Annotated in this window: 28 protein-coding genes, 1 other RNA gene and 2 riboswitches; of the genes, 22 read left to right on the forward strand and 7 right to left on the reverse strand. The window is 38.1% G+C overall.

Going from position 1 to position 26,757, the window contains the following annotated elements:
- Positions 1–145: 145 nt before the first annotated feature.
- The 3 genes from nifJ to ssrS all read left to right on the forward strand — a co-directional run bounded on the left by nifJ (position 146) and on the right by ssrS (position 4,999).
- Positions 146–3,688 (forward strand): pyruvate:ferredoxin (flavodoxin) oxidoreductase, encoded by a 3,543-nt coding sequence (nifJ, locus tag QSJ81_RS03400; protein ID WP_285715999.1) that lies wholly within the window; start codon positions 146–148, stop codon positions 3,686–3,688.
- 458 nt (positions 3,689–4,146) lie between these two features.
- Positions 4,147–4,776, forward strand: coding sequence for a GNAT family N-acetyltransferase (locus tag QSJ81_RS03405; RefSeq protein ID WP_285716000.1), 630 nt, complete (start codon positions 4,147–4,149; stop codon positions 4,774–4,776).
- A 43-nt stretch (positions 4,777–4,819) separates the two neighbouring features.
- Positions 4,820–4,999: non-coding RNA, 6S RNA (gene ssrS, locus QSJ81_RS03410), on the forward strand.
- A 130-nt stretch (positions 5,000–5,129) separates the two neighbouring features.
- Here ssrS and QSJ81_RS03415 read toward each other — a convergent pair.
- Positions 5,130–5,783 carry a C40 family peptidase gene (locus tag QSJ81_RS03415; protein WP_285716001.1) on the reverse strand — a complete coding sequence of 218 codons (654 nt, stop codon included), beginning with the start codon at positions 5,781–5,783 and terminating at the stop codon, positions 5,130–5,132.
- 281 nt (positions 5,784–6,064) lie between these two features.
- Between QSJ81_RS03415 and QSJ81_RS03420 the strand changes: the two genes are divergently transcribed.
- The 7 genes from QSJ81_RS03420 to QSJ81_RS03450 all read left to right on the forward strand — a co-directional run bounded on the left by QSJ81_RS03420 (position 6,065) and on the right by QSJ81_RS03450 (position 11,575).
- A complete protein-coding gene (locus QSJ81_RS03420) occupies positions 6,065–6,946 on the forward strand; it encodes a diacylglycerol/lipid kinase family protein (protein WP_285716002.1) in 882 nt (293 codons plus the stop codon).
- Positions 6,947–7,029: 83 nt separating this feature from the next.
- Positions 7,030–7,132, forward strand: a riboswitch (SAM riboswitch).
- A gap of 80 nt (positions 7,133–7,212) precedes the next feature.
- A complete protein-coding gene (locus QSJ81_RS03425; protein WP_285716003.1) occupies positions 7,213–8,349 on the forward strand; it encodes a trans-sulfuration enzyme family protein in 1,137 nt (378 codons plus the stop codon).
- Positions 8,350–8,362: 13 nt separating this feature from the next.
- Positions 8,363–8,710, forward strand: coding sequence for a DUF2292 domain-containing protein (locus QSJ81_RS03430; RefSeq protein ID WP_285716004.1), 348 nt, complete (start codon positions 8,363–8,365; stop codon positions 8,708–8,710).
- 162 nt (positions 8,711–8,872) lie between these two features.
- Entirely contained in the window at positions 8,873–9,811 is a 939-nt protein-coding gene (gene cysK / locus QSJ81_RS03435) for a cysteine synthase A (protein WP_285716005.1), read from the forward strand.
- Between the two features lie 173 nt (positions 9,812–9,984).
- Positions 9,985–10,332 carry a DUF190 domain-containing protein gene (locus tag QSJ81_RS03440; RefSeq protein ID WP_285716006.1) on the forward strand — a complete coding sequence of 116 codons (348 nt, stop codon included), beginning with the start codon at positions 9,985–9,987 and terminating at the stop codon, positions 10,330–10,332.
- A gap of 35 nt (positions 10,333–10,367) precedes the next feature.
- The gene (gene crcB / locus QSJ81_RS03445; RefSeq protein ID WP_285716063.1) at positions 10,368–10,733 is read left to right on the forward strand and encodes a fluoride efflux transporter CrcB; all 366 of its coding nucleotides are present in this window, start codon (positions 10,368–10,370) and stop codon (positions 10,731–10,733) included.
- Between the two features lie 215 nt (positions 10,734–10,948).
- Complete coding sequence (locus tag QSJ81_RS03450; RefSeq protein ID WP_285716007.1) at positions 10,949–11,575, forward strand: TetR/AcrR family transcriptional regulator; 627 nt, start codon at positions 10,949–10,951, stop codon at positions 11,573–11,575.
- A 150-nt stretch (positions 11,576–11,725) separates the two neighbouring features.
- Here the strand turns inward: QSJ81_RS03450 and QSJ81_RS03455 are convergent, their stop codons facing one another.
- The gene (locus QSJ81_RS03455) at positions 11,726–11,929 is read right to left on the reverse strand and encodes a hypothetical protein (protein WP_285716008.1); all 204 of its coding nucleotides are present in this window, start codon (positions 11,927–11,929) and stop codon (positions 11,726–11,728) included.
- 489 nt (positions 11,930–12,418) lie between these two features.
- Between QSJ81_RS03455 and QSJ81_RS03460 the strand changes: the two genes are divergently transcribed.
- Complete coding sequence (locus QSJ81_RS03460) at positions 12,419–13,189, forward strand: histidinol phosphate phosphatase (protein ID WP_285716009.1); 771 nt, start codon at positions 12,419–12,421, stop codon at positions 13,187–13,189.
- A gap of 117 nt (positions 13,190–13,306) precedes the next feature.
- Here QSJ81_RS03460 and QSJ81_RS03465 read toward each other — a convergent pair whose 3' ends face one another.
- The 4 genes from QSJ81_RS03465 to QSJ81_RS03480 form a co-directional block, all read right to left on the reverse strand.
- Positions 13,307–14,122 carry a MetQ/NlpA family ABC transporter substrate-binding protein gene (locus QSJ81_RS03465; protein ID WP_285716010.1) on the reverse strand — a complete coding sequence of 272 codons (816 nt, stop codon included), beginning with the start codon at positions 14,120–14,122 and terminating at the stop codon, positions 13,307–13,309.
- Between the two features lie 18 nt (positions 14,123–14,140).
- Positions 14,141–14,959, reverse strand: a complete 819-nt coding sequence (locus tag QSJ81_RS03470; RefSeq protein ID WP_285716011.1) for a MetQ/NlpA family ABC transporter substrate-binding protein — start codon at positions 14,957–14,959, stop codon at positions 14,141–14,143.
- A 62-nt stretch (positions 14,960–15,021) separates the two neighbouring features.
- Positions 15,022–15,675 carry a methionine ABC transporter permease gene (locus QSJ81_RS03475; RefSeq protein ID WP_038669521.1) on the reverse strand — a complete coding sequence of 218 codons (654 nt, stop codon included), beginning with the start codon at positions 15,673–15,675 and terminating at the stop codon, positions 15,022–15,024.
- On the reverse strand, positions 15,644–16,702 hold the full coding sequence (locus tag QSJ81_RS03480; RefSeq protein WP_285716012.1) for a methionine ABC transporter ATP-binding protein: 1,059 nt from the start codon (positions 16,700–16,702) through the stop codon (positions 15,644–15,646). Before QSJ81_RS03480 ends, QSJ81_RS03475 begins: the two co-directional genes overlap by 32 nt.
- An 82-nt stretch (positions 16,703–16,784) precedes the next feature.
- A riboswitch (SAM riboswitch) is annotated at positions 16,785–16,889 on the reverse strand.
- Between the two features lie 151 nt (positions 16,890–17,040).
- Here QSJ81_RS03480 and QSJ81_RS03485 point away from each other — a divergent pair.
- The 3 genes from QSJ81_RS03485 to QSJ81_RS03495 are packed head-to-tail and all read left to right on the forward strand — an operon-like array spanning position 17,041 to position 19,112.
- Positions 17,041–17,343 carry a YerC/YecD family TrpR-related protein gene (locus QSJ81_RS03485; protein ID WP_285716013.1) on the forward strand — a complete coding sequence of 101 codons (303 nt, stop codon included), beginning with the start codon at positions 17,041–17,043 and terminating at the stop codon, positions 17,341–17,343.
- 41 nt (positions 17,344–17,384) lie between these two features.
- Positions 17,385–18,569 carry an ATP phosphoribosyltransferase regulatory subunit gene (gene hisZ / locus QSJ81_RS03490; protein WP_502929632.1) on the forward strand — a complete coding sequence of 395 codons (1,185 nt, stop codon included), beginning with the start codon at positions 17,385–17,387 and terminating at the stop codon, positions 18,567–18,569.
- Positions 18,570–18,584: 15 nt separating this feature from the next.
- Positions 18,585–19,112, forward strand: a complete 528-nt coding sequence (locus QSJ81_RS03495) for an HD domain-containing protein (protein WP_285716015.1) — start codon at positions 18,585–18,587, stop codon at positions 19,110–19,112.
- A gap of 14 nt (positions 19,113–19,126) precedes the next feature.
- Here QSJ81_RS03495 and QSJ81_RS03500 read toward each other — a convergent pair whose 3' ends face one another.
- Complete coding sequence (locus tag QSJ81_RS03500) at positions 19,127–20,077, reverse strand: D-2-hydroxyacid dehydrogenase (RefSeq protein ID WP_285716016.1); 951 nt, start codon at positions 20,075–20,077, stop codon at positions 19,127–19,129.
- A gap of 249 nt (positions 20,078–20,326) precedes the next feature.
- On the opposite strand from QSJ81_RS03500, the gene hisG reads away from it, so the two are divergent.
- From hisG to hisIE, 8 genes are read left to right on the forward strand one after another with little or no spacing between them, the layout of a single operon-like run.
- Complete coding sequence (gene hisG / locus QSJ81_RS03505) at positions 20,327–20,992, forward strand: ATP phosphoribosyltransferase (RefSeq protein WP_285716017.1); 666 nt, start codon at positions 20,327–20,329, stop codon at positions 20,990–20,992.
- The gene (gene hisD / locus QSJ81_RS03510) at positions 20,989–22,329 is read left to right on the forward strand and encodes a histidinol dehydrogenase (RefSeq protein ID WP_285716018.1); all 1,341 of its coding nucleotides are present in this window, start codon (positions 20,989–20,991) and stop codon (positions 22,327–22,329) included. The genes hisG and hisD overlap by 4 nt, the downstream gene beginning before the upstream one ends.
- Positions 22,329–23,396 carry a histidinol-phosphate transaminase gene (gene hisC, locus QSJ81_RS03515; RefSeq protein WP_285716019.1) on the forward strand — a complete coding sequence of 356 codons (1,068 nt, stop codon included), beginning with the start codon at positions 22,329–22,331 and terminating at the stop codon, positions 23,394–23,396. The genes hisD and hisC overlap by 1 nt, the downstream gene beginning before the upstream one ends.
- A complete protein-coding gene (hisB, locus tag QSJ81_RS03520) occupies positions 23,396–23,980 on the forward strand; it encodes an imidazoleglycerol-phosphate dehydratase HisB (RefSeq protein WP_502929634.1) in 585 nt (194 codons plus the stop codon). The genes hisC and hisB overlap by 1 nt, the downstream gene beginning before the upstream one ends.
- Before the next feature lie 11 nt (positions 23,981–23,991).
- Positions 23,992–24,600 (forward strand): imidazole glycerol phosphate synthase subunit HisH, encoded by a 609-nt coding sequence (gene hisH, locus QSJ81_RS03525; RefSeq protein ID WP_285716021.1) that lies wholly within the window; start codon positions 23,992–23,994, stop codon positions 24,598–24,600.
- Complete coding sequence (hisA, locus tag QSJ81_RS03530) at positions 24,597–25,325, forward strand: 1-(5-phosphoribosyl)-5-[(5-phosphoribosylamino)methylideneamino]imidazole-4-carboxamide isomerase (RefSeq protein ID WP_285716022.1); 729 nt, start codon at positions 24,597–24,599, stop codon at positions 25,323–25,325. Before hisH ends, hisA begins: the two co-directional genes overlap by 4 nt.
- A 4-nt stretch (positions 25,326–25,329) precedes the next feature.
- Positions 25,330–26,088 (forward strand): imidazole glycerol phosphate synthase subunit HisF, encoded by a 759-nt coding sequence (gene hisF, locus QSJ81_RS03535; RefSeq protein WP_038669559.1) that lies wholly within the window; start codon positions 25,330–25,332, stop codon positions 26,086–26,088.
- Entirely contained in the window at positions 26,085–26,741 is a 657-nt protein-coding gene (gene hisIE, locus QSJ81_RS03540; RefSeq protein ID WP_285716023.1) for a bifunctional phosphoribosyl-AMP cyclohydrolase/phosphoribosyl-ATP diphosphatase HisIE, read from the forward strand. Before hisF ends, hisIE begins: the two co-directional genes overlap by 4 nt.
- The last annotated feature ends 16 nt before the right edge of the window (positions 26,742–26,757 follow it).

Consider the following 26,757-nt stretch of genomic DNA (forward strand, 5'->3'; position numbering starts at 1 on the left):
GGAGTTTTAAAATTAATGTCGAATGTAATCTGAGTATAAAATTGTGGTGAAGTAAAAATGGTGTAAAACAATATTATAATTCATGAATATTGTATACATTTTACTTGTCGCATTTAGTAACATAAAGAGAAAGAAGGAGATACTTATGAGAAAAATGAAGACGATGGATGGGAATACTGCAGCAGCTTATATTTCTTATGCCTTTACAGACGTGGCGGCAATCTTCCCAATTACACCATCCTCACCTATGGCAGAAGCCGTTGATGAATGGTCAGCTCAGGGTAAGAAAAATCTTTTTGGCCAAACTGTAAAAGTTATGGAAATGCAGTCAGAGGCTGGTGCAGCCGGTGCAGTGCATGGTTCTTTGCAAGCAGGTGCGTTAACTACTACATATACGGCATCACAAGGTCTTTTGCTAATGATTCCTAACATGTATAAGGTAGCTGGAGAGTTGTTGCCAGCTGTATTCCATGTTAGTGCTAGAGCATTGGCTACAAATGCTCTCAATATATTTGGCGATCATCAAGATGTTATGGCTGCTAGACAAACTGGCTGTGCTTTACTTGCTGAAAGTAGTGTACAAGAAGTTATGGATTTAAGCGCTGTAGCTCATTTATCAGCATTAAAAGGAAAAGTTCCTTTCATCAACTTCTTTGATGGATTTAGAACATCCCATGAAATTCAAAAGATCGAAACCATCGAATATGATGAATTAGCAAAACTCTTAGATCAGAATGCTGTTGATTCTTTCAGAAGAAATGCATTGAATCCTGATCATCCAGTTCTTCGCGGTACTGCACAAAATCCTGATATTTATTTCCAAGAAAGAGAAGTTTCCAATAAATATTACGATGCTTTACCAGAAATCGTAGAAAACTACATGGCTGAAATTAATAAAATTACAGGCAGAAATTATCATCTTTTCAATTACTATGGTGCGCCAGATGCAGACAGAATGATTATTGCTATGGGTTCCGCATGTGAAGCAATTGAAGAAACTGTAGATTATTTGAATGCAAATGGCGAAAAAGTTGGTTTATTGAATGTTCACTTATACAGACCATTCTCTATCGAACATTTCTTCAAATATATTCCTGAAACTGTTAAGAAAATTGCTGTTCTTGATAGAACAAAAGAACCTGGTTCTTTAGCTGAACCATTATACCTTGATGTAAAAACTGCTTTCTATAATCGTGCATCACGCCCTGTAATTGTCGGCGGTAGATACGGTTTAGGTTCTAAGGATGTAGTACCAGCTCATATCGTTGCTGTTTATGAAAATCTAAAAGCAAGTGAACCTAAAGATGGCTTTACTTTCGGTATTGTTGATGATGTAACTTTCAAATCTCTGCCAACTGCTGCAGATGTTGATACAACTCCTGAAGGAACAAAAGCTTGTAAGTTCTGGGGTCTTGGTTCTGATGGTACAGTTGGTGCTAACAAGAGTGCGATTAAAATCATCGGTGATAAAACAGACATGTATGCACAAGCATATTTCGCTTATGATTCTAAAAAATCAGGTGGTATCACAGTATCTCACCTTAGATTTGGTAAAAAACCAATTAAGTCTCCTTATTTGATTAACAAAGCTGATTTTGTTGCTTGTCATAACCAATCCTATGTTGATAAATATGACGTATTGGCTGGTTTAAAACCAAATGGCAATTTCTTATTGAATTGTATTTGGGACCAAGACGAGTTAGAAGAAAAATTACCAGGTTTCATGAAACGTTATATTGCAGTAAACAACATCAATTTCTATACATTGAATGCAGTTAAAATTGCGCAAGAAATTGGTTTGGGCGGCAGAATCAATATGATTATGCAATCCGCATTCTTTAAAATTGCACATATCATTCCAGTTGAAGATGCTGTTAACTATCTAAAAGACGCAGTTGTAGGTTCTTATGGTAATAAAGGTCAAAAAGTAATTGATATGAACAATGCTGCAATTGATAAAGGCGTAGAATCAATTGTAAAGGTAACAATTCCAGAAAGCTGGAAGAATGCTGCTGATAGCAAAAAAGATGCAGCACTATTTGCTTGTGCTTGCAGTTCTGAAGCTAAGAAAGAAGTACCTGAATTTATCGAAAAAATCCTTGTGCCAATGAATAGACAAGAAGGCGATTCATTGCCAGTTAGTGCTTTCGTTGGTAGCATGGAAGATGGTACATTCCCACTTGGAACATCTGCTTATGAAAAACGTGGTATTGCGATTAATGTTCCTGAATGGCAAATGGATAAATGTATCCAATGTAATCAGTGCGCATTTGTATGTCCACATGCTGTAATCAGACCTGTTCTAGTGAATGAAGAGGAAATGAAAAATGCTCCAGAAGGATTTACTGCAAAAGCCGCGGTCGGCGCTAAAGACTTGCAGTTTAGATTAGCAATTTCCCCTCTTGATTGTACTGGTTGTGGAAACTGTGCTGAAGTTTGCCCTGCAAAAGAAAAAGCATTAATCATGAAACCACTTGATACGCAAATGAATGAAGTACCATTGTGGGATCATCTAGACAATATTTCGAAAAAAGAAAATCCTATGAATAAGAATACTGTTAAGGGAAGCCAATTCGAGCAGCCTTTATTAGAATTCTCTGGTGCTTGTGCAGGTTGTGGTGAAACTCCTTACGTTAAACTTGTTACCCAATTGTTCGGTGATAGAATGATGGTTGCTAACGCTACTGGTTGTACATCTATCTGGGGCGGAAGTGCTCCGTCGATACCATATACAACAAATAATGAAGGACATGGTCCAGCTTGGGCTAACTCCCTATTTGAAGATAATGCTGAATTTGGTCTTGGTATGCATTTAGGCGTAAAAGCGTTAAGAGAAAAATTAGCTGCTACAGTGAAAGAAGCTATGGAACTCAACGTTAGTGCAGAGCTAAAAGCTGCTTTGGCAGATTGGTTAGATCATAAGGATAGCGGTGAAGCAAGTCGTTTGAGAGCTGATCGTGTCACTGCCCTTGTTGCTGCGGAAAAAGGCGACAATGCAATATTGAACGAAATTGATAAAAACAAAGATTTCTTAGTTAAGAGATCACAATGGATCTTCGGTGGCGACGGCTGGGCTTACGATATCGGCTACGGCGGTTTAGATCACGTGTTAGCGTCTGGAGAAGATGTAAATGTTTTAGTACTTGATACTGAAATCTATTCAAATACTGGCGGTCAAGCTTCTAAATCAACTCCTGCCGCAGCGATTGCTCAATTTGCTGCTAGCGGAAAAATGACGAAGAAAAAAGATCTTGGTATGATGGCTATGAGTTATGGCTATGTGTATGTAGCGCAGATTGCTATGGGTGCTGATAAAAATCAAGCATTAAAAGCAATTGCTGAAGCAGAAGCATATCCAGGTCCATCCCTTGTAATTGCATATGCTCCTTGTATCAGCCACGGTTTAAGAAAAGGCATGGGCTTTAGCCAACTTGAAATTAAAAATGCTGTAGAATGCGGATATTGGGGCATGTACAGATATAACCCAGCATTGAAAGATCAAGACAAGAACCCGTTCATTCTGGACTCCAAAGAACCAACAGCTAATTTCCAAGAATTCTTGATGGGCGAAGTAAGATTTGCATCCCTTAAGAAACAATACCCAGAAACAGCTGAAGCATTATTTGCGAAAACAGAAAAAGACGCTAAAGAAAGATTGGCAACGTATAAAAGACTTGCTCAATCATAAGAAGTAAAAAGTAACTCCTTCGAATATAAGAGGCATTTGATAGCTCGCTATGCGAGCCGTCAAATGCCTCTTTGTTCTATAATCAGAAAGTATAAGTTTTTTGGGGTAAAACCACTGAACCACAAAGATGCAATGCAGCACACAAAAGAGCACGTTAAACACAGAGAACACAAAGATGAACAAAGAACACAGAGACATTTTCTACCCCTTTGTGTTCTCCGTGTCCGCAAAGCGGCTTTGTGTCTTTGTGTTTCAAAACGTTTATTTAAAAAAGGACGCGAAGCGTTTTTCTTATGGCGTTCAATTATTGAGATACTTTTTGTATTAAAAAAAGTGTAACATATCAAGAAAAATATTGTATAATTATATCCAATACTAGATTAAAATTACGCTTCTGCATTTAAATTTAGTGTTAGAAGCATATAATACTATTTTTAGATTAAGGAGGTTATATAATTATGGATATTATATACCGTACTGGAAGAGAAGAAGATAGTCTCAAAATTGCTGAAGGAATCGATCGTGCATCAGGTGGCATTGTAGAATTTTTGTTTCATGATTTGCTAGATCAATATACGCCCACCCAAGTAATGGCGAAATCAATAAAAGAAAAGCAGGGAACTGATTCCTATGAAAATGCAATTGTTGCAGAGTATCAAGGGAATATTGTAGGCATTGTTTATTCTTATTCAGCCCGATATCATGGCATTACCGATAATACTAGAAGTTTCTTTCCTAATGACCGACTCACATTTCTAAAAGATTTCTATAATTCGCGAGTTGAGGATAGCTGGTTTTTAGATTCCATTTATGTAGATGGTGCATTTCGTGGCACAGGTATTGGGAGTAAATTAATTGAATTGACAAAGCAAAGAGCAAAAGACAATGGGTATAACAGACTAAGTTTAATGGTGATGGCTGATAATGCAGTAGCAAGACGAACCTATGAACGCAATCAATTCGAAATTGTAAAACATATCGATGTGCAAGAACATAGATTAATTCCTCATAAAGGTGGAATCTATCTACTGGTCAGTAACCTGAATGACAACATCTCCGATAATGAAAAGTTAGGCATCATGACTTGATTTTCTGACAATTCTGTGATATTATACGAAATGTAAAACGATAGTATTTCTAGGGTACACGTTACTCTTAGCTATGTTCAACCGACTCATCGATTTTGGGAGCCTACGATTATGTAGCTATCACGCCTCCTAGGAGAGGACGGTAAAAGCATGATTTTTAAAGCACCCACCTGCTGGATAGCGGGGTTTGAACATAGCAGGAAAACGATAAATTGGATGTACTATCTTTATAAGTTTTTAAGAGCATAGGTTGTAGCCTGTGCTTTTTTGTTTACGGCATAGTTAAGAGTATCGAGTTAAAGGAAAAACCAGCACTGAGTAAGTGCTGGTCTTCAAAGAAGGACTTTATCTTTTTACTTAATGTAACGACGCGCTCCAATATAATGTTCCGTGTAATAAGCGTCACTCAAAGAACTAATTGTTACTTGTTTTGCAACGGAACTATCATGAATAAATTGTTGATTACCCATATAGAAACCAACATGAGATGCACCAGGTTTATATGTGGTGAAGAAAATTAAGTCGCCAATTTGTAGATTTGATTTATCTACAGGAGTACCTATTTCATATTGCTCAGCTGCAGTCCGAGGAAGAGTAATACCATTTTCTTTCATAACAAGTTGGGTAAAACTTGAACAGTCAAGCCCGGTAACAGGTGATTCTCCTCCAAAGACATAAGGGACGCCCAAATAGGTTTTGGCAGTTGCGATTATAGCATTACCTTTGTCTGTATTAGTAAGTGACTTACCATCATTAGATGGTGCTAAAGGCGTGATATTGACGGCTGGATTTTGGAGCGGATTGCTTTTCCCTAATAAATTTCCTAATAACATGCCAATCAATACATTTAAGAAATTAAAGGAAGACGATTTATTATTGTCCGAAGACATAGTTTGGGATAATGTATCCAAAGGCGAAGCCGCCATTGCCGCAGGTATTGGCATAATTAAAGTGAAAGAGAAAGTGAGAAGGGTAAGAAGTATAATGGGCTTACGGTATTTATTCATATAATAACCTCCTATTTTAGTAGAGTGATAATTTATAATTACTAACAGAATAATAATACTGAAAAAAATGTATTATGTAAACAGGTAATATCTACAATTATCCTAGATAAAGAAGACTTGATTCATATGGAGTTTTAACTCCCACTTATAGAAGATGGGAGTCTTAGAGCGGTTTAGTAATCGGATAAATTGCTAGACTTTTATACTTAGAATGAAATACAATAGATTATATATAGGAAAGTAAGTGTATTATTGTTATTGCACCAAGGAGGGATCTGTGCTTGCGAAAGTTTATTCTTGTGTATAACCCTGTATCAGGTGATGCAAGTTTTAAATTTAAATTAGATCATGTGATTGAATGTTTTCAAAAAAAGGGATGTATCATCATTCCACTGCGAGTTAGTAATGAACAAGAGACTAAGAGTTTCGTTATGTTATCTCGGGAAATAGCTGTAGATGGCATTATTGCATCGGGTGGGGATGGAACCATTCATGAGGTGATAAATAGTATGCTTGAAGGTGAAATTGATTTGCCATTAGGCATTATTCCTAGTGGTACATCAAATGATTTTGCGGCTTATCTACAATTAGATAAAAATATTGAAACTTGTGTAGAAGTTATTACTGCAGGAAAAAGCAAAACCTTTGATGTAGGAAAAGTAAATAATAAATACTTTTTTAATGTTGCTAGTGCTGGACTGCTGACATCAGTAGCCCACAGTGCGGATAGTATGCTAAAAAATACACTGGGGAAAATAGCTTATTATTTAAAAGGCCTTGGAGAGCTGCCTAATTTTCGAGCTTTAAAAATGCGATTTGTTGCTGATGGCCAAGTCATAGAGGAAGACGTATTTTTGTTTCTTGTAATGAATAGTGGCAATGTAGGGGGATTCCCTAATCTAGTACCAGACGCTAAGATTGATGATGGTAAACTTGATTTATTTATTGTAAATAAATGTAATCTGCCAGAATTAATGGGTTTATTTATCAGCTTTTTAAAAGGCATACACTGTAATAGTAAATATGTTACTTGTATACAAGCCGAACATATTTACATTGAATGTACAGAAGAGGTAGATAGTGATTTGGATGGAGAGTTAGGTCCTAAGCTTCCCCTTGATATTCGGGTTGCTCCAGGAAAAATCAAAGTTTTTAGTATGTAACTGGCTATGATACCACCTTTAAAAAATTAGATAAGTATTGACAGAGATCATTTATATATGGTATTATCAAAAAAATAAATAAGCTCTTATCGAGAGTGGTCGAGGGACTGGCCCTATGACACCCAGCAACCGGCAGTAATGCAGTGGTGCTAATTCCAGCAGGATAATTATCCTGAAAGATAAGAGGAAGACGTTTTTCATTGCATAAACCTCTTTCCTCGGAAAGAGGTTTATTTTATTTAGAAAACATAAAATAGGAGGATATTATGAGATTAGACTCTAAAATTGTACACATTGGTGTCTGTACGGATACAAAAACAGGAGCGCTAAGCACACCTATCTATCAATCCGCTACCTTTCGCCATCCGGCTCTTGGTGAGAGTACTGGTTTTGACTATACCCGTAGCCAAAATCCTACAAGAAAAGTATTAGAAGAGGGAATTGCTACATTAGAAGGCGGTGCAGTAGGATTAGCCTTTTCTTCAGGCATGGCTGCGATTACAGCGATACTAATGATTTATAAATCAGGAGATCATTTAGTTGTAGTAGAAGACTGTTATGGTGGTACCTATAGAGTGATCGATAAGATATTCAGTAATTTTGGGTTAACGGTAAGCTTTGTAGACGGCAGTAGTAAAGAAGAGGTAGCACAAGCGATTACCCCTCTAACGAAGGCTATTTTGGTAGAAACACCTACCAACCCATTAATGAAAATTGTTGATATACGTGCTATAATTGCACTAGCGCAGGAAATGAATATTCATACAATCGTTGATAATACTTTTTTAACGCCTTATTTTCAACGTCCCTTAGAACTCGGAGCTGATATCGTAATTCACAGTGGTACTAAATATTTAGCAGGTCATAATGATCTAGTCTGTGGATTGGTTGTTGCTCGAGACGCTGAGTTAGGTGCCCGTATACGCTATGTACAAAATTCAACAGGCGGAGTTCTTGGGCCGAGTGATAGTTGGTTATTAATTCGCAGTATAAAAACCTTAGCATTGCGTATGGAAAAGCATAATGAAAATTCTCAAATTATTGCCAAATGGCTAAAAAAGCATCCCAAAGTGGTAAATGTATATTATCCAGGTTTAATGGAGCATCCAGGGAAGGAAATACATGATAGTCAGTCCTCGGGTTATGGAGGCATGCTGTCCTTTGTTGTTGATAATTCCCAATTGGCAGCGCAAGTATTGCGAAAGGTTAAATTAATTCGATTTGCTGAGAGTCTAGGCGGGGTAGAATCCCTTATTACATTACCAGCGGTGCAGACCCATGCGGATGTGCCTAGTGATGTTCGTGAGCGACTAGGAATATCGGACTGTTTATTACGTTTATCGGTAGGTATTGAAGATGCTCAAGATATTATCACTGATTTAGAACAGGCACTTTCGGAATAAAGGAGAAGTCAATATGAAGGAAAAAAGTTCATTTTCTGCAAAAGCACTTGCAGTCATTGATGAGAGTATCCAAAACATAGATTTTGGTGAAATCGTTTTAGTAGTGCAAGATGGACACATTATTCAGATTGAGCGTACTGAAAAAATTATTATTTCAAATCAGAAAAAAACCCAAACTGGAAAAGAGAAAAAAAGTATAGAGGAAACCAGTGTTCTTCGCAATAAAATATTAGGAGAACTATCTTCTTTAAAATATGGGCAGTTGGTTATAAAAATAAAGGATGGTAAAGCAGTTCAGGTTGAAAAAACCGAAAAGCGTCGTTTTCCTGAAGTCGAAGGAATTTATGGCGATGGTATTTAAAAAGGATTGACAAAGTTTGTTATTTGTGTTAATTTATATTTAATGAAATATTGAGCGGCTGATCAGAAAACTGAAGGCTAAGGAATGCTCCTTTTTGAGGGGAGCTTCCTTAGCCTTTTTCTTTTCGTAGCTAGCTAATAAAATTGGTGGAGGTAATTTACTATGGCTAAGATTGCAAAACAGTTGACGGATCTCATCGGTAATACACCGCTGTTGGAACTTACTAACTATAATAAGGAAAAAGCAATAGGGGCAAAAGTAATTGCTAAATTAGAATATTTTAATCCGTTGAGCAGTGTAAAAGATCGTATTGGTTATGCTATGATTGCGGAAGCGGAAAAACAAGGACTCATTAATAAAGATACTACGATTATTGAACCTACCAGTGGTAATACAGGTATCGCCTTAGCCTTTGTTGCGGCTGCAAAGGGCTACAAATTAGTTTTATGCATGCCTGATACTATGAGTATAGAAAGACGTAATCTACTGAAAGCCTTGGGCGCTGAATTAGTATTAACACCAGGTGTAGAGGGGATGAAAGGGGCTATTGGCAAGGCTGAACAATTGGTTGACGAAAATAGTAATTCGATTATCTTACAACAGTTTAATAATCCTGCTAATCCTGAAATACACAGGCAAACGACAGCTGAAGAAATCTGGAGAGATACAGACGGACAAGTAGATATCTTCGTTGCTGGTGTAGGTACTGGAGGTACCATTACGGGGGTAGCGGAAGTATTAAAAAAACGAAATCCTAATATTAAGATTGTTGCAGTAGAGCCATTTGATTCACCTGTGTTATCCGGTGGAAAGCCTGGTCCTCATAAGATTCAGGGAATCGGAGCCGGATTTGTACCTGCAGTAATTAACTTAGACGTTGTAGATGAAATTTTTGGTGTGCACAATGAAGATGCATTCACAGCAGCTCGAGAATTAGCTAAATCAGAAGGATTGCTCGTAGGTATTTCAAGCGGTGCTGCTACTTTTGCTGCGATTCAGCTTGCAAACCGGCCTGAAAATAAAGGGAAAAATATTGTCGTATTGCTACCTGATTCAGGAGAACGTTATTTGTCCACGGCTCTCTTTCAGCAAGATCTATAAGAAGTGGTACAGATCCAAGGTACTGATTTGTATAAAATAAGTGATGGAAGAAAGTGTCACGCTGAGCGCTGTGACACTTTCTTATTTTTCTAGCAAAAACAAAGATAAGAATGCAACATAAAAGATTTTGTTTTATAATAGAAAGAAGGTTCATTAAAATCAGGGGGGATACAATGCCGAAAATTACTAGTCAGGCTAAAAGGCTACGAATTTATATTGGTGAAACAGATCGCTATAAGGGAAAGCCCCTATACCAAGCGCTGGTGGAAAAAGCAAAAGAATTAGATATGGCAGGAGCTACTGTAGTTCGTGGTTTAATGGGTTATGGTGCGAACAGTCGTATACATACAGCAAAAATTCTAGATCTGTCTAGTGATTTACCTATAGTGGTAGAAATAATAGACAGCGAGGAGTATATGGATAAGTTATTGCCGTTACTTGATGAAATGGTGCAAGAGGGTTTAGTCATTATTGATGAAATTCAAGTAATTAAATATGGAAATAAGCCGCCTAAACGCTAATAACTACAATAGGTGAGGTGATAGTTTTGTTAAACGTGTTGGCGGTAGCGGTTGGGGGAAGTATTGGCGCAACTACTCGTTATTTGGTATCTATCTGGGCAGCTGGACGTTTTGGTACAGGATTTCCTTACGGCACATTGATAGTAAATGTTGTTGGCTGTTTTATCATAGGCGCTTTTATGGCAGCAACAACAGAAAAGTTTATTATAAGTCCTTATTGGCGATTGATTGTTACAGTTGGGTTTGTTGGGGGATTAACCACCTTCTCTTCCTTTAGTTATGAAACCTTTAAATTAATGGAGGACGGCAGTTTGGCGTTGGCAATGTATAATATAATATCAAATTGTATTCTAGGATTTTTTGCTACCTGGCTAGGGATTGGCACTGCGAGACTTTTTTAAATAAAAAAATTAGCACTCATTGTCAGGTTTGATTTGGAATGGTATAATTAAATTACTTAAATAAAGCTCTGCTTAAATATAGCAGAGCTTTATTTAAGTAATTTAATGACTGCGTAGTCCATAGTGCGCAGGAAAAATGTTGTAATAATTAAAAAATTTACATAGATGGTAGAAATTGCTCAAAAATAGTCTATAAAAATGATTTGGAGGCAGAAATGAAGCATTTCCGTGATACAATTGGTTCTCATGATTCGCAAAATAAACGTCAGCATATATTGCAGGCAGCTTATGTAGTTTTTTCTCGTAAAGGGTATCATCGTGCTACTGTTGATGAAATTATTGCTTTAGCTGACACGGGGAAGGGGACTGTATATAACTATTTTGTCAATAAAGAGCAGCTTTTCTATACCTTGATCAAAGAGTGCAGCGCTCCATTTCAGACTATTTTAGAAGATATCGTAAATTCTTCGGAACCTCCTTTTCAAAAAATTGAAACCATGATTAAAGCATTTTTAGAGTTCTACGTAGAAAATGCTGACTTATGGCGAGTGATGATGCATGAAGTGCGGGGGTTTGGAGTTACTGGATCGTCAAATTTTAGTCAAGAGCAACTTGATAAATACCAAACCTGTTTTTGTGAAACCATTGGAATGATCGAAAAAGTACTAGTAGAAGCAAAGGAAAAGGGGGCGATTCGCGCCAGTTGTGATGCGACAAGGGCCGCTCATTGCTTATTTAGCGTTATTGTTACCTTTGTATTTCGTTGTTTTGTTACAGAAGATATTAGCGAAACAGCTCATGCAATTACCGATCTTTTTCTTTATGGTGCAGCCTCTCAATGAAGAAATAATCGAACATGACTATATGGTTATGTTTTATATAGGGATAAATAACTAGTAACGTAAAGAATATATTATCTAGATTTGAGTTTTTCAGTTCTGTTTCTTGAATGTATAAAAAAGCTTGATCTCATTGAGATCAAGCTTTTTACTTTAAATAATATTATAGTGTTGCGGTGCCTTAGCCTTGGTGATTTGCTTCTTTATGAAAAACACAACTGCTAATAAGGGGAAGATTGTCCACAGCAGTAGGTTTCCGCTTTTAATTAAGAGGTACAATAAGCTAACAGCTATTAAGGGAACGACTATCCAGATACAGAAGATGGAAAAGACGTCACTAAGAGTTTCTCTAACCATTGCGAAAACCTCCTGCCGTAGCATTGGGCTCTTCCTGTACAATTAAAGTAATTGTACTATTAAGTGGCATTAGACACTTAAGAAGAGGTAAAAAGTATAACACTTCTTAGCCTCATTTATATGAAATTATGGACTCCATTAGAATGTTCAACGGAATCATCTCCCATATTGTACGTTGGCAAAATATCTAAATTGTTCAATGGAATCACCCCCAGTACAGGATGTGGTTTTATGCTGGAATTTAATTCCTTAACTTGTCTTAAGTATAATACGAAAAAGTACAAAATTCAACATATTTCGATGGAAGTTTTACATGTATACATAAAACATGTTGAGGAAGATTAAAAAGCAACTAGTATGTATGAATTACTAGATTGAGTGAAAAATAGGAAAGTAGAATAAACTGCATAGTAAGCAGGATTTTTTGCATTTTTGTGTAACAACTATAATACAGAAGTAGACGAAGAGGGGTTAGATAGGAGGTAACTGATGTTATTTGATAGTCACATGCATACGTGTTTTTCTACCGATTCAAAAATGAAAATGGATGAAGCTGTGGCACGGGGGCGAGAATTAGATATTGGTATAACGATTACGGAACATATGGACATCGCCTACCCGGAACCTATGTCATTTATTTTTGATGTAGAGAAATATTTTGCTGATTATAATACATTTCGTAGTGACAAAGTCCTTTTAGGCATAGAAATAGGGATGCGTTCGGATTGCTTAGAGGAAAATTGCAAATTGGTAGAAAAATATCCCTTTGATTATGTGATTGGGTCAGTGCATGTCATTGATAATATTGATATTTATGCAGCTGAATTTTATCATGAGAGAGATAAGAAGGATGTATATGAACAATATTTTAAAACAATGAAACAATGTGTAACCTGCTATGATAGTATTCATAGTTTAGGTCACATTGATTACATTGCTAGATACGCTCGTTTTAAAGATCCAGAAGTCTATTATCATGAATTTAAAGATTATATTGATGAGGTTTTACTTATTGTTGCCCAAAAGGGAAAAGCGTTGGAGATTAATACTAGACGGCTGGTCACAAAAGAAGCTGTGGAGATCATTATGCCAATCTACAAACGTTTTTATGAAGTAGGTGGACGTTTAGTAACAATTGGCTCCGATGCGCACCATGTAAAAGATATTGGCAGGGGTTTGGATGTGGGCTTTGAGATTGCAGAACGATCAAAACTTGATGTCGTATACTTTAAAGATGGTAAACCTCAGTATCAAAAATAAATGAAGTTCATCCCCTGATAAGACAAAACCCAAAAACACCAATAGCAGAAAGGTCCCCCTATTGTAGTAGTTTGTGCACTACATTAGGGGGACCTTTTTAATATATTCCGTCTATACCTACCAAGCTGGTATCAGGGTACCTTGATACCGTTCCTTCACAAAATTTTTAACTTCTTCTGAGTGATACGCTTTGATGATTTTCTCTAGATCCTTATCATATGTATCCCTAGTACGAGCCACCAACAACATAACATAGGGTGAGTTATTGTCCTCCAAGGCAAGTGCGTCCTTTACAGGTATTAAGTTTGCCATAGTAACATAGTTCACATTAATAAGAGCAAGGTCAACACTATTAATAACAGTGCTCATTTGCGCTGAATCAATTTCTAGAAAAGTAAGATGCAAAGGATTATCAACAATATCGTTTACTGTTCTTGTGTAACTTTCTATATTACGGCAGGTAATAAGACCTGTTTTTTCTAGTAGTAATAAGGCTCGACTGCCATTCGTTAAATCTTTGGGGATGGCAACTTTGCCGCCACTTGGTACATCGGACAAATTTTTTATTCTTTTTGAGTAGATGCCCATAGGGGATAATATGGTTTTTGCAATAGCAGTCAGTTCGTGATTATAATCTTCTTGTATAGAAGTAAGATAGGGCTGGTGTTGAAAACTGTTCATACGAATCTTTCCGTGATACAAAGAATCATTGAGTTTACTATAATCAGTAAACTCAATGATTTGAACATCGAGGCCATCCTTTGCAACTAGTGTTTTCACTAGGCTCATGATTTCAGATTGAGGGCCAGCTGAAACTCCCACCTTTATTGGTTTGTATACGGAATTCATATGTTGTAGACTATGCCACGACAATAATGCCGCGATTACTACTAGCAATAAGAAAGTCGTGAGGATTTTCAGCCTTTTTCCCACAAAGTTCCCTCCTGGTTTTTAAAATGCTGGTACGACAGCACCTTGGTATTTTTCATTAATAAATTTCTTTACTTCATCAGAAGTCAAAGCTTTTGTTAATTTTTGAATTTCGGGACGATTTTCATCACCTTTACGCACCGTTAGTATATTAACATAAGGTGAATCTTTTTGCTCAATAAATAGAGCATCTTTTGTTGGTACTAATTTTGCTTCTAATGCATAGTTGGTATTAATAACAGCAATCGCTACATCTTCAAGAACACGTGGAAGTTGAGGAGCCTCTAATTCGCTGATTTGAATGTTTTTGGAATTAGTTACAATATCATTTACTGTCGCACTAACACCTACACCGTCTTTTAATTTAATAATGCCTGCTTTTTCAAGAAGTGCAAGAGCACGGCCACCATTAGTGGGGTCATTAGGAATGGCAACTTTAGCGCCAGCAGCAAGTTCGTTTAGATTTTTAATTTTCTTAGAGTAAATACCCATCGGTTCGATATGCACTGCTGCAGTATAGGTTAATGCCAAATTACGTTCTGTAGAAAATTTAGTAAGGTAAGGAATGTGTTGAAAGAAGTTTGCATCTAATTCTTTTTCAGCCACAGCAATATTTGGTTTTACGTAATCAGTAAATTCAACGATTTGCAAATCAATGCCCTCTTTAGCTAAAGTTGGTTTAATTACATTTAAAATTTCTGCATGAGGTACTGCCGTAGCGCCAACTTTTAGTACAGTAGCTTTACTTGCTGGACTTGCAGGAGCCTTTTCTTGGCTGCATCCGCTCACTAATAGACCTAAACTAAGAATTCCAATAAGAACAAGAACCAGTTTTTTCATTATTTATAATCCCCCTGAAATTTTTTTATAGAAAGCACCTAAAAACTCAATTCGTGCTGCTCCTATTTTTTGTTGAGACGATTGGATAGATAATCGCCAGTGGACTGTACGATTTGTACTTGTGCAATTAAGATAATAACAGTGATTAACATGATATCAGCCCGGAAACGTTGGTAGCCATAGCGAATGGCTAAATCTCCTAAACCGCCGCCGCCAATGGCTCCAGCCATGGCCGAGTAGCCAATAAGACTAATAATTGTTAATGTTAATCCAAGTACAATTGCGGGCATAGCTTCTGGAATTAGGACCTTTGTAATGATTTCTCTAGGAGATGCGCCCATGGCTTGTGCTGCTTCAATGACACCATAATCAACTTCCTTGAGAGCTGATTCTACGATACGAGCGACAAAAGGGATGGCGGCAATGCTTAGTGGGACGATGGCCGCATTGGTGCCGATGGAAGTACCAACTAATAATCGAGTGACTGGAATAATAGCTACCATTAAAATAATGAAGGGTGTGGAGCGAGTCGCATTTACAATAGCCCCTAATATTCGATTAAGGGAAGTATTTTCAAGAATATGTCCTTTATTCGTAGTTACTAAAATAATACCTAAAGGTATACCAATGAGAGCTGAGATAAAGCTAGAAACAGCAACCATATAGGTAGTTTCCCATAAGGATTTAACCAGCAACGCGAGCATGTCTTGCGACATAACCAATCACCTCAATTCCTAATTCACGTGTTTTTAAATAACTAAGTGCTTGCTGAAGAGCTGCCTGTTCACCTGATAGTTCTACAATTAATGTACCAAAAGGAGTTGTTTGAATATGATCTATGTTCCCGTATAAAATACTGGCATCAATGTTAAAACGACGAATCATACTAGAAATAACAGGTTCTTCGGTAGAGTGACCAATAAAGGATAAACGCAAAATAAGATTGCTATCAGCAGTAGGTACTGGTGATAAGGTAATATCATTGAAGAAGTCTGGTAAGTTATGATTGATGATAGCACTAATAAATTCCTTAGTAGTATTTGCTTGGGGTTGAGTGAAAATATCAATTACATTGCCCTGCTCAATGATCCTGCCCCCCTCAATGACTGCAACCTGATTACAGATTTCTTTGATAACCTGCATTTCATGAGTAATAAGCACGATCGTGAGTTGGAATTTGCGGTTAATATCTTTTAATAATTCTAAAATAGACTTGGTTGTTTGGGGGTCAAGGGCAGAAGTGGCCTCATCGCACAAGAGTACTTTAGGGTGATTTGCTAATGCCCTTGCAATACCAACCCGTTGTTTCTGCCCGCCGCTTAGCTGAGATGGATATTGATCCTTTTTATCAGTAAGTCCAACTAATGCGAGTAAATGCATAACCTCTGTATCGATCTCTTCTTTACTACGCTTTGCCAGTTCTAAGGGGAAGGCTATATTTTGATAAACCGTCCGAGAAGATAGTAAGTTGAAGTGTTGAAAGATCATGCCTATTTTTTTACGCTGTTCTCGTAATTCTTGTTCGTTTAAAGACGTTAGTTCTTGGTCATCCACTATTACAGTACCTTTAGTAGGACGTTCTAACATATTAATGCAACGGATTAGTGTGCTTTTTCCAGCGCCACTTGTTCCGATAATCCCGAAAATCTCTCCTTGTTCAACAGTTAAATTAACTCCATTTAAAGCGTGAATTGTGCCGTTGTCGCTTTGGTATACTTTTTCTATATTTTCAAGTCTAATCAATGGAATCTTTCCCTCCTTATAATCTTTTGATGCATAAAAAAACCGCTTCACAATAATGAAGCGTGCTATCAATCTGAATTGCGCTTCATCTGCCAGGATTAGATCCTGTGGAATTGGCACCGTTTCACAAAAGTGAATGGTTGCCGCAGCTTCATAGGGCCATTCCCTCAACTGCTCTTGATGAAAAAATATTAACTTGTTGAAACATATATTATCATTTTTGAAAAATGGTGTCAAGAAAAAAATCACTTTGCAAATTAGGAATGGCAATGTTATAATTTCACTAAGTAAAGCTTAAAAGGGATAAAGGATTTATCCTACAGTAGGAGGAAAGAAATATGGCTACGAATCCCAAGTTGAAAGATGAACTGACAGATCAATTATTCCGTTCTATATTACTGCTAGAAAATGAAGAAGAATGTTATCAGTTTTTTGAAGACATTTGTACAGTAAGTGAATTGAAGTCTCTTGCCCAACGGATGGAAGTAGCACGGATGCTAAAGGCTGGTCATACCTATGATGATATTGTCGACAAAACAGGAGCAAGTACTGCAACGATTAGTCGAGTAAAGCGTTGCTTGAATTATGGTGCAGATGGATATAAGTTTATGTTAGAACGAATTGAAAGCCAAAATAAGTAGGGTCAGAAAATATTTCAACTAAGTTAGGAGTGTTTATTTTTATGGGTCAAGATGAATTCGTGCCACAAATTCCCTATGGTACAAGAGATTTTCTGCCGAAAGAAGCTAAGCAGAAACGCGCTGTAGAAGGGGCTTTAGCCCATTTATTTGCTAGTTGGGGCTATGATGAGGTTGTGACTCCGACGATGGAATATTTAGAAACAATGGCTGTAGGAGCTGGCAATGAGCTAGAACAGCATATGTTTAAATTCTTTGATAAGAACAACCGAATCTTAGCGCTTCGCTCAGATATGACGACTCCTATGGCGCGGGTTGCAGCGACTCGTTTTAAGGAAAGTCCCAGTCCAATGAAATTATTTTACTTAACAAATGTATTTCGTTATGAGCAAGCTCAGGCTGGAAGACAATGCGAATTTTATCAAGCTGGTGTGGAAATTATGGGAGTTTCTGAGCCTACCGCTGATGCAGAAGTCATCGCGTTGGCTGTAGAAGCCATGCTTACATCCGGGTTACAAAAGTTTCAAATTGGTTTGGGGCAAGTGGATTTTATTAACGGTATAATGGAACAAAGTGAGCTTTCTCTCTCTCAAAGACAACAGGTAAAACAAGCTATGGTGACAAGAAATTTAGTAGGATTAGATGAAATTCTTGTCAATAGCGGTTTACCAGAAGGAGAACAAAAGTTACTTAAGAATATACCATTACTTCATGGTACAAAAGAAATGCTTAAAGAAGCTTATAGTATGGTAACCAATGAGAAGAGTCGCAAGGCTTTAGATAATTTATCTGCTATCTATAGTTTGTTAGAAAGTTACGGCGTTGCCCAATATGTAGATTTTGATTTAGGAATTATTCGTGATTTTGAATATTACACAGGTATGGTGTTTGAATGTTACACACCAGGACTTGGTTTTCCCATATGTGGTGGCGGCCGGTATGATACTATGTTAAACTCTTTTGGTATGAACTCTGGTGCTACTGGTTTTGCCTTAGGTATAGAACGCGTATTGTTAGCACTAGAACGTCAAGGTATTATTGGTACTCCCAATTGCAAAAGTGTTTATGTTGGTTGGGGAGAAGATAAGTTGGCAGCGGCCATTGGACAAGCAGAATCATTGCGTAAATCAGGTCAATGTGTAGAACTTGCTTTGATTCCTCAGTCAAAAATAGCAGCTGAGACCAGTCAAAGAAGCAAAGGTTATGTCAGTTTGGTTTATGTAGAGTAATAGGTGGATGGATACATGTTTAACCGACTAAAACAAGTAATTGCTGCACTTACTGCAAAGATTACACAAGAAGATAGAAATTTTGTAAGCTTCTATTTAAGCTCCCCTGCCGAGGGATTATTTTGGAATATGAACGTACCTGATCAAAGGCATGCCCTTAATGTAGCCTATACAGCTCTTGACTTAGCAAAAAGCCACCCTAAAATCGACGCTATACTGTTAGTGAAATGTGCTTTACTCCATGATGTAGGGAAAATTAAGAATGATGTTAGTACATTTGATAAGATTATCACTGTAATTGGACACCGTCTGGCTCCGAGTTGGGCAAAAAAATGGGGTAGGCTAGGGCGAGGCAATAAACTAAGTAATCTTCGCCATGCATTTTATGTCTATTTTCATCATGCTGAACGCAGTGCCGCTATGCTAAGGGACATTGGTGAATGTCCTCAAATAATTGAAATTGTTAGGATACATCATAAAACTCCAGCAGAGAATGATCCGCTGGAGTTAGTGATACTTAGAAAGTCTGATAATATGCATTAGGGCTATATAGCTAATTAATAGCCCTTTTTCTTATCAATACAATTTAACATTTCTTTACTTTCAAGGAAGCGGGAGAGATTGTCAGTGAAGAGCTTAATGGCGCGGTCAAGATAATTGGGTGATAAGGCTGCTACATGTGGGGTAATAATCACATTTTCCATGTTCCATAGAGGGGAAGTATCTGGCAAAGGTTCTTCATCGAATACATCTAAGCCAGCGCCTTTTATTAGGCCCTGCTGTAGAGCAGTCGCCAGATCTGCTTGCTGAATGATACCGCCCCGAGCAATATTAATGAGGTAGGCTGACGGTTTCATAGCAGAAAATTCTTTTAGCGTAAATAAATTTCTGGTTTCGTCTACCAAAGGTAGAGCAATTACTACGAAATCGGAAAGGGAAAGTAATTCATGGAGCTTTTCGGGAGGATATAGTTCATCTACGAAGAGCTCTTTTGTCATTGTTTGTTTGCTGGCGAGAACCTGCATACCCATTCCTTTTGCTTTTTTCGCAATTTCTCTGCCAATGCTGCCAAGTCCAACGATACCGATGGTTTTATCGTGGATTTCATCAACAGGAGTACGTTTCCAAAGGCTTTTTCCTTGTTGCCTGATAAAGACGGTGAGTCCTCTTGTAAATGCCAGCATCATAGACAGAACATGCTCTGATACGGGGATGCCATGAATCCCTTTTGAATTGGTTAAGATGGTAGTGGCAAGTTTCATTTCAGGGAAAACCAAACTTTCAACCCCGGCGCTTAAGCTATGCACCCACTTTAGTTTAGGCGCAGCAAGGTAGAGGGAACGAATATCCATGGATCCCCAAGTTAATAAAATATCAGTGTCATGAATGTGATCAGCAGCTTGAGCCAAATCGCAAGTTATGACATTGCTGTTAGGTTCGACATTTTTAATCGCCTCTATATGGTGATTAGCTAAATTGTTAATGACGAGAATATTTAATTTGGGCATAATAGATGCACCCCTTTTTACTATTTTATCAACAAGGAACAGAGAGTAAGGCAAAAATCAGGAACAATCCATTAAGAATGAAAAAAAAATGTAGACTGATAGTTGAAAAAGAATATTTTTAGTTTCTTGCCAAATAATTCTACATATACACGAAAAAGTCCTACATTTTCATTGACGAATATTTTAATAAATGTTAATATATCTATATATTAACGCTTTAAATAACTAAAGGATTCAAGGAGGTTCTTCATGACATCGAGCGACATGGATTATCTTACAATAGCTTTGCCTAAAGGCAAATTATTTGCCCCTTCGGCAGATATGTTAGCAAAGGTAGGATGTACTGCAGAAGATTTGAGTGAAAACTCTCGTAAGTTGGTTATAACCAACGAAAAAGAGAAGTTACGATTTATTATAACCAAAACAGCAGATTTACCTACATATGTTGAATATGGGGCTGCTGATATCGGCATTATTGGTAAAGATGTACTGCTGGAAGAAAATAAAGATGTATACGAATTGCTAGACTTAAAGTTTGGTTTATGTCGAATGATGGTGGCTGTACCAGAAGCCTTGCAACAAGAAAAATTAAGCGATTATGCTCATATGCGGGTTGCAACGAAATTTCCAGCAATTGCAGAACGCTTTTTTCATAGCATGGGTATTCAAATGGAATTTATCAAATTAAATGGTTCTATTGAATTAGCACCAATGGTTGGCTTAGCGGAAATTATTGTAGATATTGTAGAAACAGGTCGTACCTTAAAGGCAAACAAATTAATCGAAGTTGCTACGATTCAACCGGTCACAGCACGTTTTATTGCGAATCGAGTTAGCTTTAAAATGAAGTTTGATCGGATTCATCGAATTACAGAAGGATTAAAGGCCTTGTTGGAAAGCGAGGTAGGCAAATGAGAGTTGTAGATACAAAAGATATTAGCCAAGAAGCCTTAGCAGAACTTTTGAGAAAACCTTCTTTTGATCAGGTGGTATTAGGAGAGGGAGCAAAAGCTAGTATCAAAAAAGTTTTTGGTAGCGAACTTACAGCTTCTCAAGTCGTAGATAAAATTGTTCAGGATGTGCGTCTTCAAGGAGACGAAGCAGTTCTTAAGTATACAAAAGAAATTGATGGTGTAAGATTAACGACTGAGAGCTTGGAAGTAACCGTAGGGGAATTTGAGGAAGCCTTGAAAAAGGTAGATCAAGAGGTATTAGTTGCAATACGTAAAGCCATTGCTAACGTAAAATCTTTTCACCAAGAACAACTTCCCAAGACCTGGCTTACCTATAGAGAGCATGGAGCCATGTTAGGACAAAACGTTACACCGTTAGAAAGAGTCGGAATCTACGTGCCTGGCGGCACTGCTATGTATCCTTCTTCCGTTATTATGAATGCAGTACCAGCTGTAGTTGCTGGAGTCAAGGAAATCATCATGGTAGTACCACCGGGTAAAGATGGCAGCGTCAATCCTAATGTACTTACAGCAGCCCGTGAAGCAGGTGTGACGAGAGTGTTTAAAGTTGGCGGAGCACAAGCTATTGCCGCTTTGGCTTTTGGCACGAAGCTAATTCCCCAAGTGGATAAAATTACTGGGCCAGGTAATATATTTGTTACCTTGGCTAAAAAAGCAGTGTACGGACATTGTGACATTGATATGTTAGCTGGACCTAGCGAAATTCTGATTGTTGCAGATGAAACTGCCAATCCCGCTTATATTGCTGCAGATATGTTGAGTCAGGCTGAACATGATGTATTGGCTTCTAGTATTTTGATTACCGATAGCAGTGACCTTGTTGGTAAAGTAGAGTTAGAAGTAAAACGTCAATTGTCAGAACTGCCTCGTAGAGAAATTGCACAAGAAGCATTAACAAGAAATGGTTTAATCATTGTGGCAAAGGATAGCATGCAAGCTATGGAATTGGCGAATTTATCGGCTCCAGAACACTTAGAGATACTAACTGCTGAGCCTTTTTCCATGCTTCCTCATGTACGTAATGCAGGTGCTGTATTTTTAGGACCTTATTCGCCAGAACCTTTGGGTGATTATTTTGCAGGACCCAATCATGTATTACCGACAGGGGGAACCGCACGGTTTTATTCTGTTTTAAATGTAGAGACCTTTATGAAAAAGACCAGTATTATTGCCTATACGAAAGAGGCACTTAATCAAGTTTCGGAGCAAGTAATTACATTGGCAAAAGCAGAAGGCTTACAGGCTCATGCAAATGCCATTCGAGTGAGGGGAAAATAATGATGTTTGATTATAGACCAGGATTAGATAAAATAAAACCTTATTCCGTAGAAGAAAAAGAGTGGGATAGTAAGCTAGATGCCAATGAGAGTCCTAGCAATCTGCCACCCTTAGTACATGAAAGGGTAATGAACCAGCTGGAATATATGGCATTTAACCGTTATCCTGATTTAGGAACCCGAGATTTTAGATCTCAAATCGCAGAAAATTTTAATACTACGGTGCAAAATACCCTAATTGGCAATGGTTCAAGTGAAATTCTGCTGGCTTTGTGTCAGACTTTCGGTGGGCCAGGTAGAAGTATTGTTTTTCCAGTGCCATCTTTTTCTATGTATGGTATTTACGCTCAGTTGACGGAGAGTAAGGCTATACCAGTAGAACTAAATGAAGAGTATGCTTTATCAAGAGATCAGGTAATCCAAGCAGCTCAACAGGCAGATGCTAAGTTAGTTATTTTATGTAACCCCAATAATCCTACCGGTTCTATCATTCCTAAAGGGGACATTGAGTATATTGTTAGTAATTTGAAGTGCCCAGTGGTTGTTGACGAAGCCTATTATGAATTCTATGGAGAGTCAGCCGTAGACCTAATGAGACAATATGATAATTTGATTATCGCTCGGACCTTATCAAAAGCCTACGGCCTAGCAGCTGCTCGTGTAGGGTATATGCTTGCCAATGCGGAAATCGTTTCCATGGTGGAACGAGTTATGATGCCTTATCATATGAATGCATTATCTCTTGTTACAGCAGAAGTCGTATATCAAATGCGTGATGAATTTCTGCCAATCATCGGGCAGATTATTGCAGAGCGTGAGCGTTTGATTACTTTGCTAACCGCATTACCAGATATTACAGTCTATCCATCAGAAACTAACTTTATCTTATTAAGAACAAAAAAAGCGAAAGAATTAAGCGCCTATTTATCCGATAAAAATATTGGTATCCGAGATTTTAGCTCGGCTCCTTATCTAACGAATTGTATTCGAATTACAGTGGGGACGCCGTTGGAAAACGATAACTTATCTAAGGCAATAGAAGTTTTCTTGAAAGAAGGTTCTTTATGATGCGTAGAGGAGCAGTATCAAGAGAGACAGCTGAAACGAAGATCGCAGTGGACTTAACCATTGATGGCACAGGAAAAAGCGAAATTGCTACAGGGATTGGTTTTTTTGACCATATGCTAATACTCCTAACGAAACATGGTTTTTTTGATTTACAGCTTACTACGAATGGTGATTTGCATGTAGATGGACATCATACCGTCGAAGATACAGGAATTGCTTTAGGGCAAGCTTTAACTAAGAGTTTGGGAGATAAAAGCGGCATTAAACGCTACGGTACTGCTTTTGTCCCGATGGATGAGGTTTTGGCTACGGTGTCCTTAGATATTAGTGGTCGTCCTTATCTGGTTTTTGATGCTGCAATTCCAGCACAAAAAATAGGTGATTTTGATAGCGAATTAGTAGAAGAATTTTTACGGGCTTTGTCGGTGCATGCTGGTTTAACTTTGCATGTACGTGTATTATCAGGGAAAAATTCTCACCATATTGTGGAAGCTATCTTTAAGGCATTGGGCCGAGCTTTGGATGAAGCAACATCTAAAGATGAACGAATTGTTGGAGTCATGTCTACTAAGGGGATGTTATAGGAGGGGTGACCATGATTGCCATTATTGATTATGGTATGGGTAATTTATTTAGTGTCGAAAAGGCATTCGTTAAATTAGGAGCAGAGGTTGTTGTTACAAGTAATCCAGAGGTTGTTGTAGCAGCGGATAAAGTCGTATTACCAGGTGTCGGTGCTTTTGGCGATTGTATGGAAAACCTTAGGGCTTATCAAATGATTGATGCAATTGCTGAAGTAGTTGCTAAGGGAACACCTTTTCTCTCTATTTGCCTAGGATTACAAGTTTTATTTGAAGGCAGCGAAGAAGATCCAGAGGTTAAAGGACTTGGGATTTTTCCTGGCATGGTGCGTAAGATAGAGGCTCCAAAACTTAAAATTCCTCATATGAGTTGGAATAGCTTGACCTTTTCTGGTAATAGTCCTTTGTTTGCTAATTTGCCTCAAGAATCTTTCGTATATTTTGTACATAGTTATCATGCAGTACCGGAGGACCCTAGTCTGATTACTGCAGTTACAGATTACGGTGGTCCAGTCACTGCTGCGGTTGGGCGGGGAAATGTGCAGGCAGTACAATTTCATCCGGAAAAATCTAGCAGCGTAGGTTTGGCAATGCTGGCTAATTTTAAGGAGATGAAGCTATGATTATTTTTCCTGCTATTGATATTAGAGGTGGAAAGTGTGTACGTTTGACAGAGGGACGTTTTGACCAAGAAACAATATTTGCGGACCATCCGATGGAGATGGCGCTTCGTTGGGAAAAAGAGGGCGCAGAATATCTGCATTTGGTAGATTTAGATGGTGCACTTGCTGGTAAACCAGTTAATCTGAAGGTAATTGGTGAGATTGCCAACACTGTAAAAATTCCCGTCCAATTAGGTGGTGGTATTCGGACGTTAGATACCATTGAGCAAGTGCTAAAAGCGGGAGTGCAGCGGGTAATTTTGGGATCAGTTGCCGTACGTCAGCCTGAGTTGGTAAAAGAAGCTTGTAGGCAGTATGGGGATCGAATTGTTGTAGGGATTGATGCTCGTGATGGCATTGCTGCTGTCGAAGGATGGGGCGTCGCAGGTGGTATTCGTGCAGAAGAACTGGGACAAAAGATGGCTGAGGTAGGTGTGGCTCGTATTATCTACACAGATATTTCCCGGGATGGAACTTTATCTGGAGTGAACGTTGCCGCTACAGCAGCTTTGGCGAAGGCTTCAAATATTCCCGTGATTGCTTCCGGTGGCGTTCGTGATTTGGCAGATATTAAAGCCATTAAAGAGGCAGTAAGTGAAGGTATTGAAGGTGTGATTGTCGGTAAGGCCATTTATACAGGCAGTTTATGCCTCGCCGATGCATTACAGTTGCTACAAGGAGAGTGAGACGATGTATACGAAACGGATTATTCCTTGTTTGGATGTGAAAGATGGGAGAGTTGTAAAAGGAACAAATTTTGTTGGACTTAGGGATGCTGGTGATCCAGTAGAATTAGCATCTATTTATGATAAAGAGCTTGCTGATGAGTTAATCTTTCTAGACATTACCGCTTCTTGTGAAGAAAGAAATACTATGGTGCAAATGGTAGAGCAAACCGCATCTCAGGTGTTTATTCCTTTTACCGTAGGGGGAGGAATTCGTACGGTAGATGATATTCGCAAGATGTTAAAGGCTGGGGCTGATAAAGTCTCTCTCAACACAGCGGCTATTAAAAATCCAGAATTACTTTCTGAAGGCGCAAAACGCTTTGGCTCTCAGTGTATTGTTTTGGCCGTTGATGCCAGACAGGCTGGAGAAGATAAATGGGAAGTATATATTAATGGCGGACGTACGCCGACCGGTCTTGATGTAATTGAGTGGGTGAAAAAAGCGACGGAGCTTGGCGCTGGAGAAATTTTGCTGACTAGCATGGATAAAGATGGTACCAAAGATGGTTACGACATTAAACTCACTAGAGCAGTTTCTGAAGCAGTAGGTGTTCCTGTGATTGCCTCTGGTGGTGCGGGAGAAATGGTACATTTTTATGATGTACTTACAGCAGGCAAGGCGGATGCTGTGTTAGCCGCCTCGGTATTTCATTTTGGACAATTTACCGTTGGTCAAGTCAAGCAGTATTTAAAATCGAGAGGGGTAGATGTAAGACTATGATCAATTTAGAAGGGATAAAATTTGATGAAAAGGGTTTAATTCCAGCTATTATTCAAGAAGAAGAAACAGGTAAGATTCTTATGCTGGCTTATATGAATGAAGAATCTTTAAGAAAAACAGTAGAAACTAAGATCACTTGGTTTTATAGCCGCAGTCGTCAAAGCTTATGGCAAAAGGGTGAAACATCGGGTCATGTGCAGCATGTGAGGGAGATCCGTTATGACTGTGATGGTGACACTCTTTTACTTCAAGTAAAGCAAATTGGTGTAGCTTGTCATGAAGGAACAGTATCTTGTTTTAGTCGTACCCTAGGGGATACTAACATGCAAGATGAAAAGCTGGTAGATACTAGTAAAATCTATGGGCAATCCGTAGCTACAGTACTAAATGAGTTATTCCATGTAATTAATGATCGTAAACGTAACCCAATAGCAGGATCTTATACTACTTATCTCTTTGAAAAGGGCCAGGATAAAATTCTGAAAAAAGTAGGAGAAGAAGCTGCAGAAACTATTATTGGTTCTAAAAATAATAGTAAAGAAGAACTACTTTATGAAATGGCAGATCTTTGGTACCACTGCTTAGTACTATTAGTACAGCATGATGTGAGCCTTACTGAGCTATTAGAAGAATTACAAAAAAGAAGAAAATAATAAATAGTTAATTGGA

This window comes from Pelosinus sp. IPA-1, from assembly GCF_030269905.1.
GTDB lineage: Bacteria > Bacillota > Negativicutes > DSM-13327 > DSM-13327 > Pelosinus.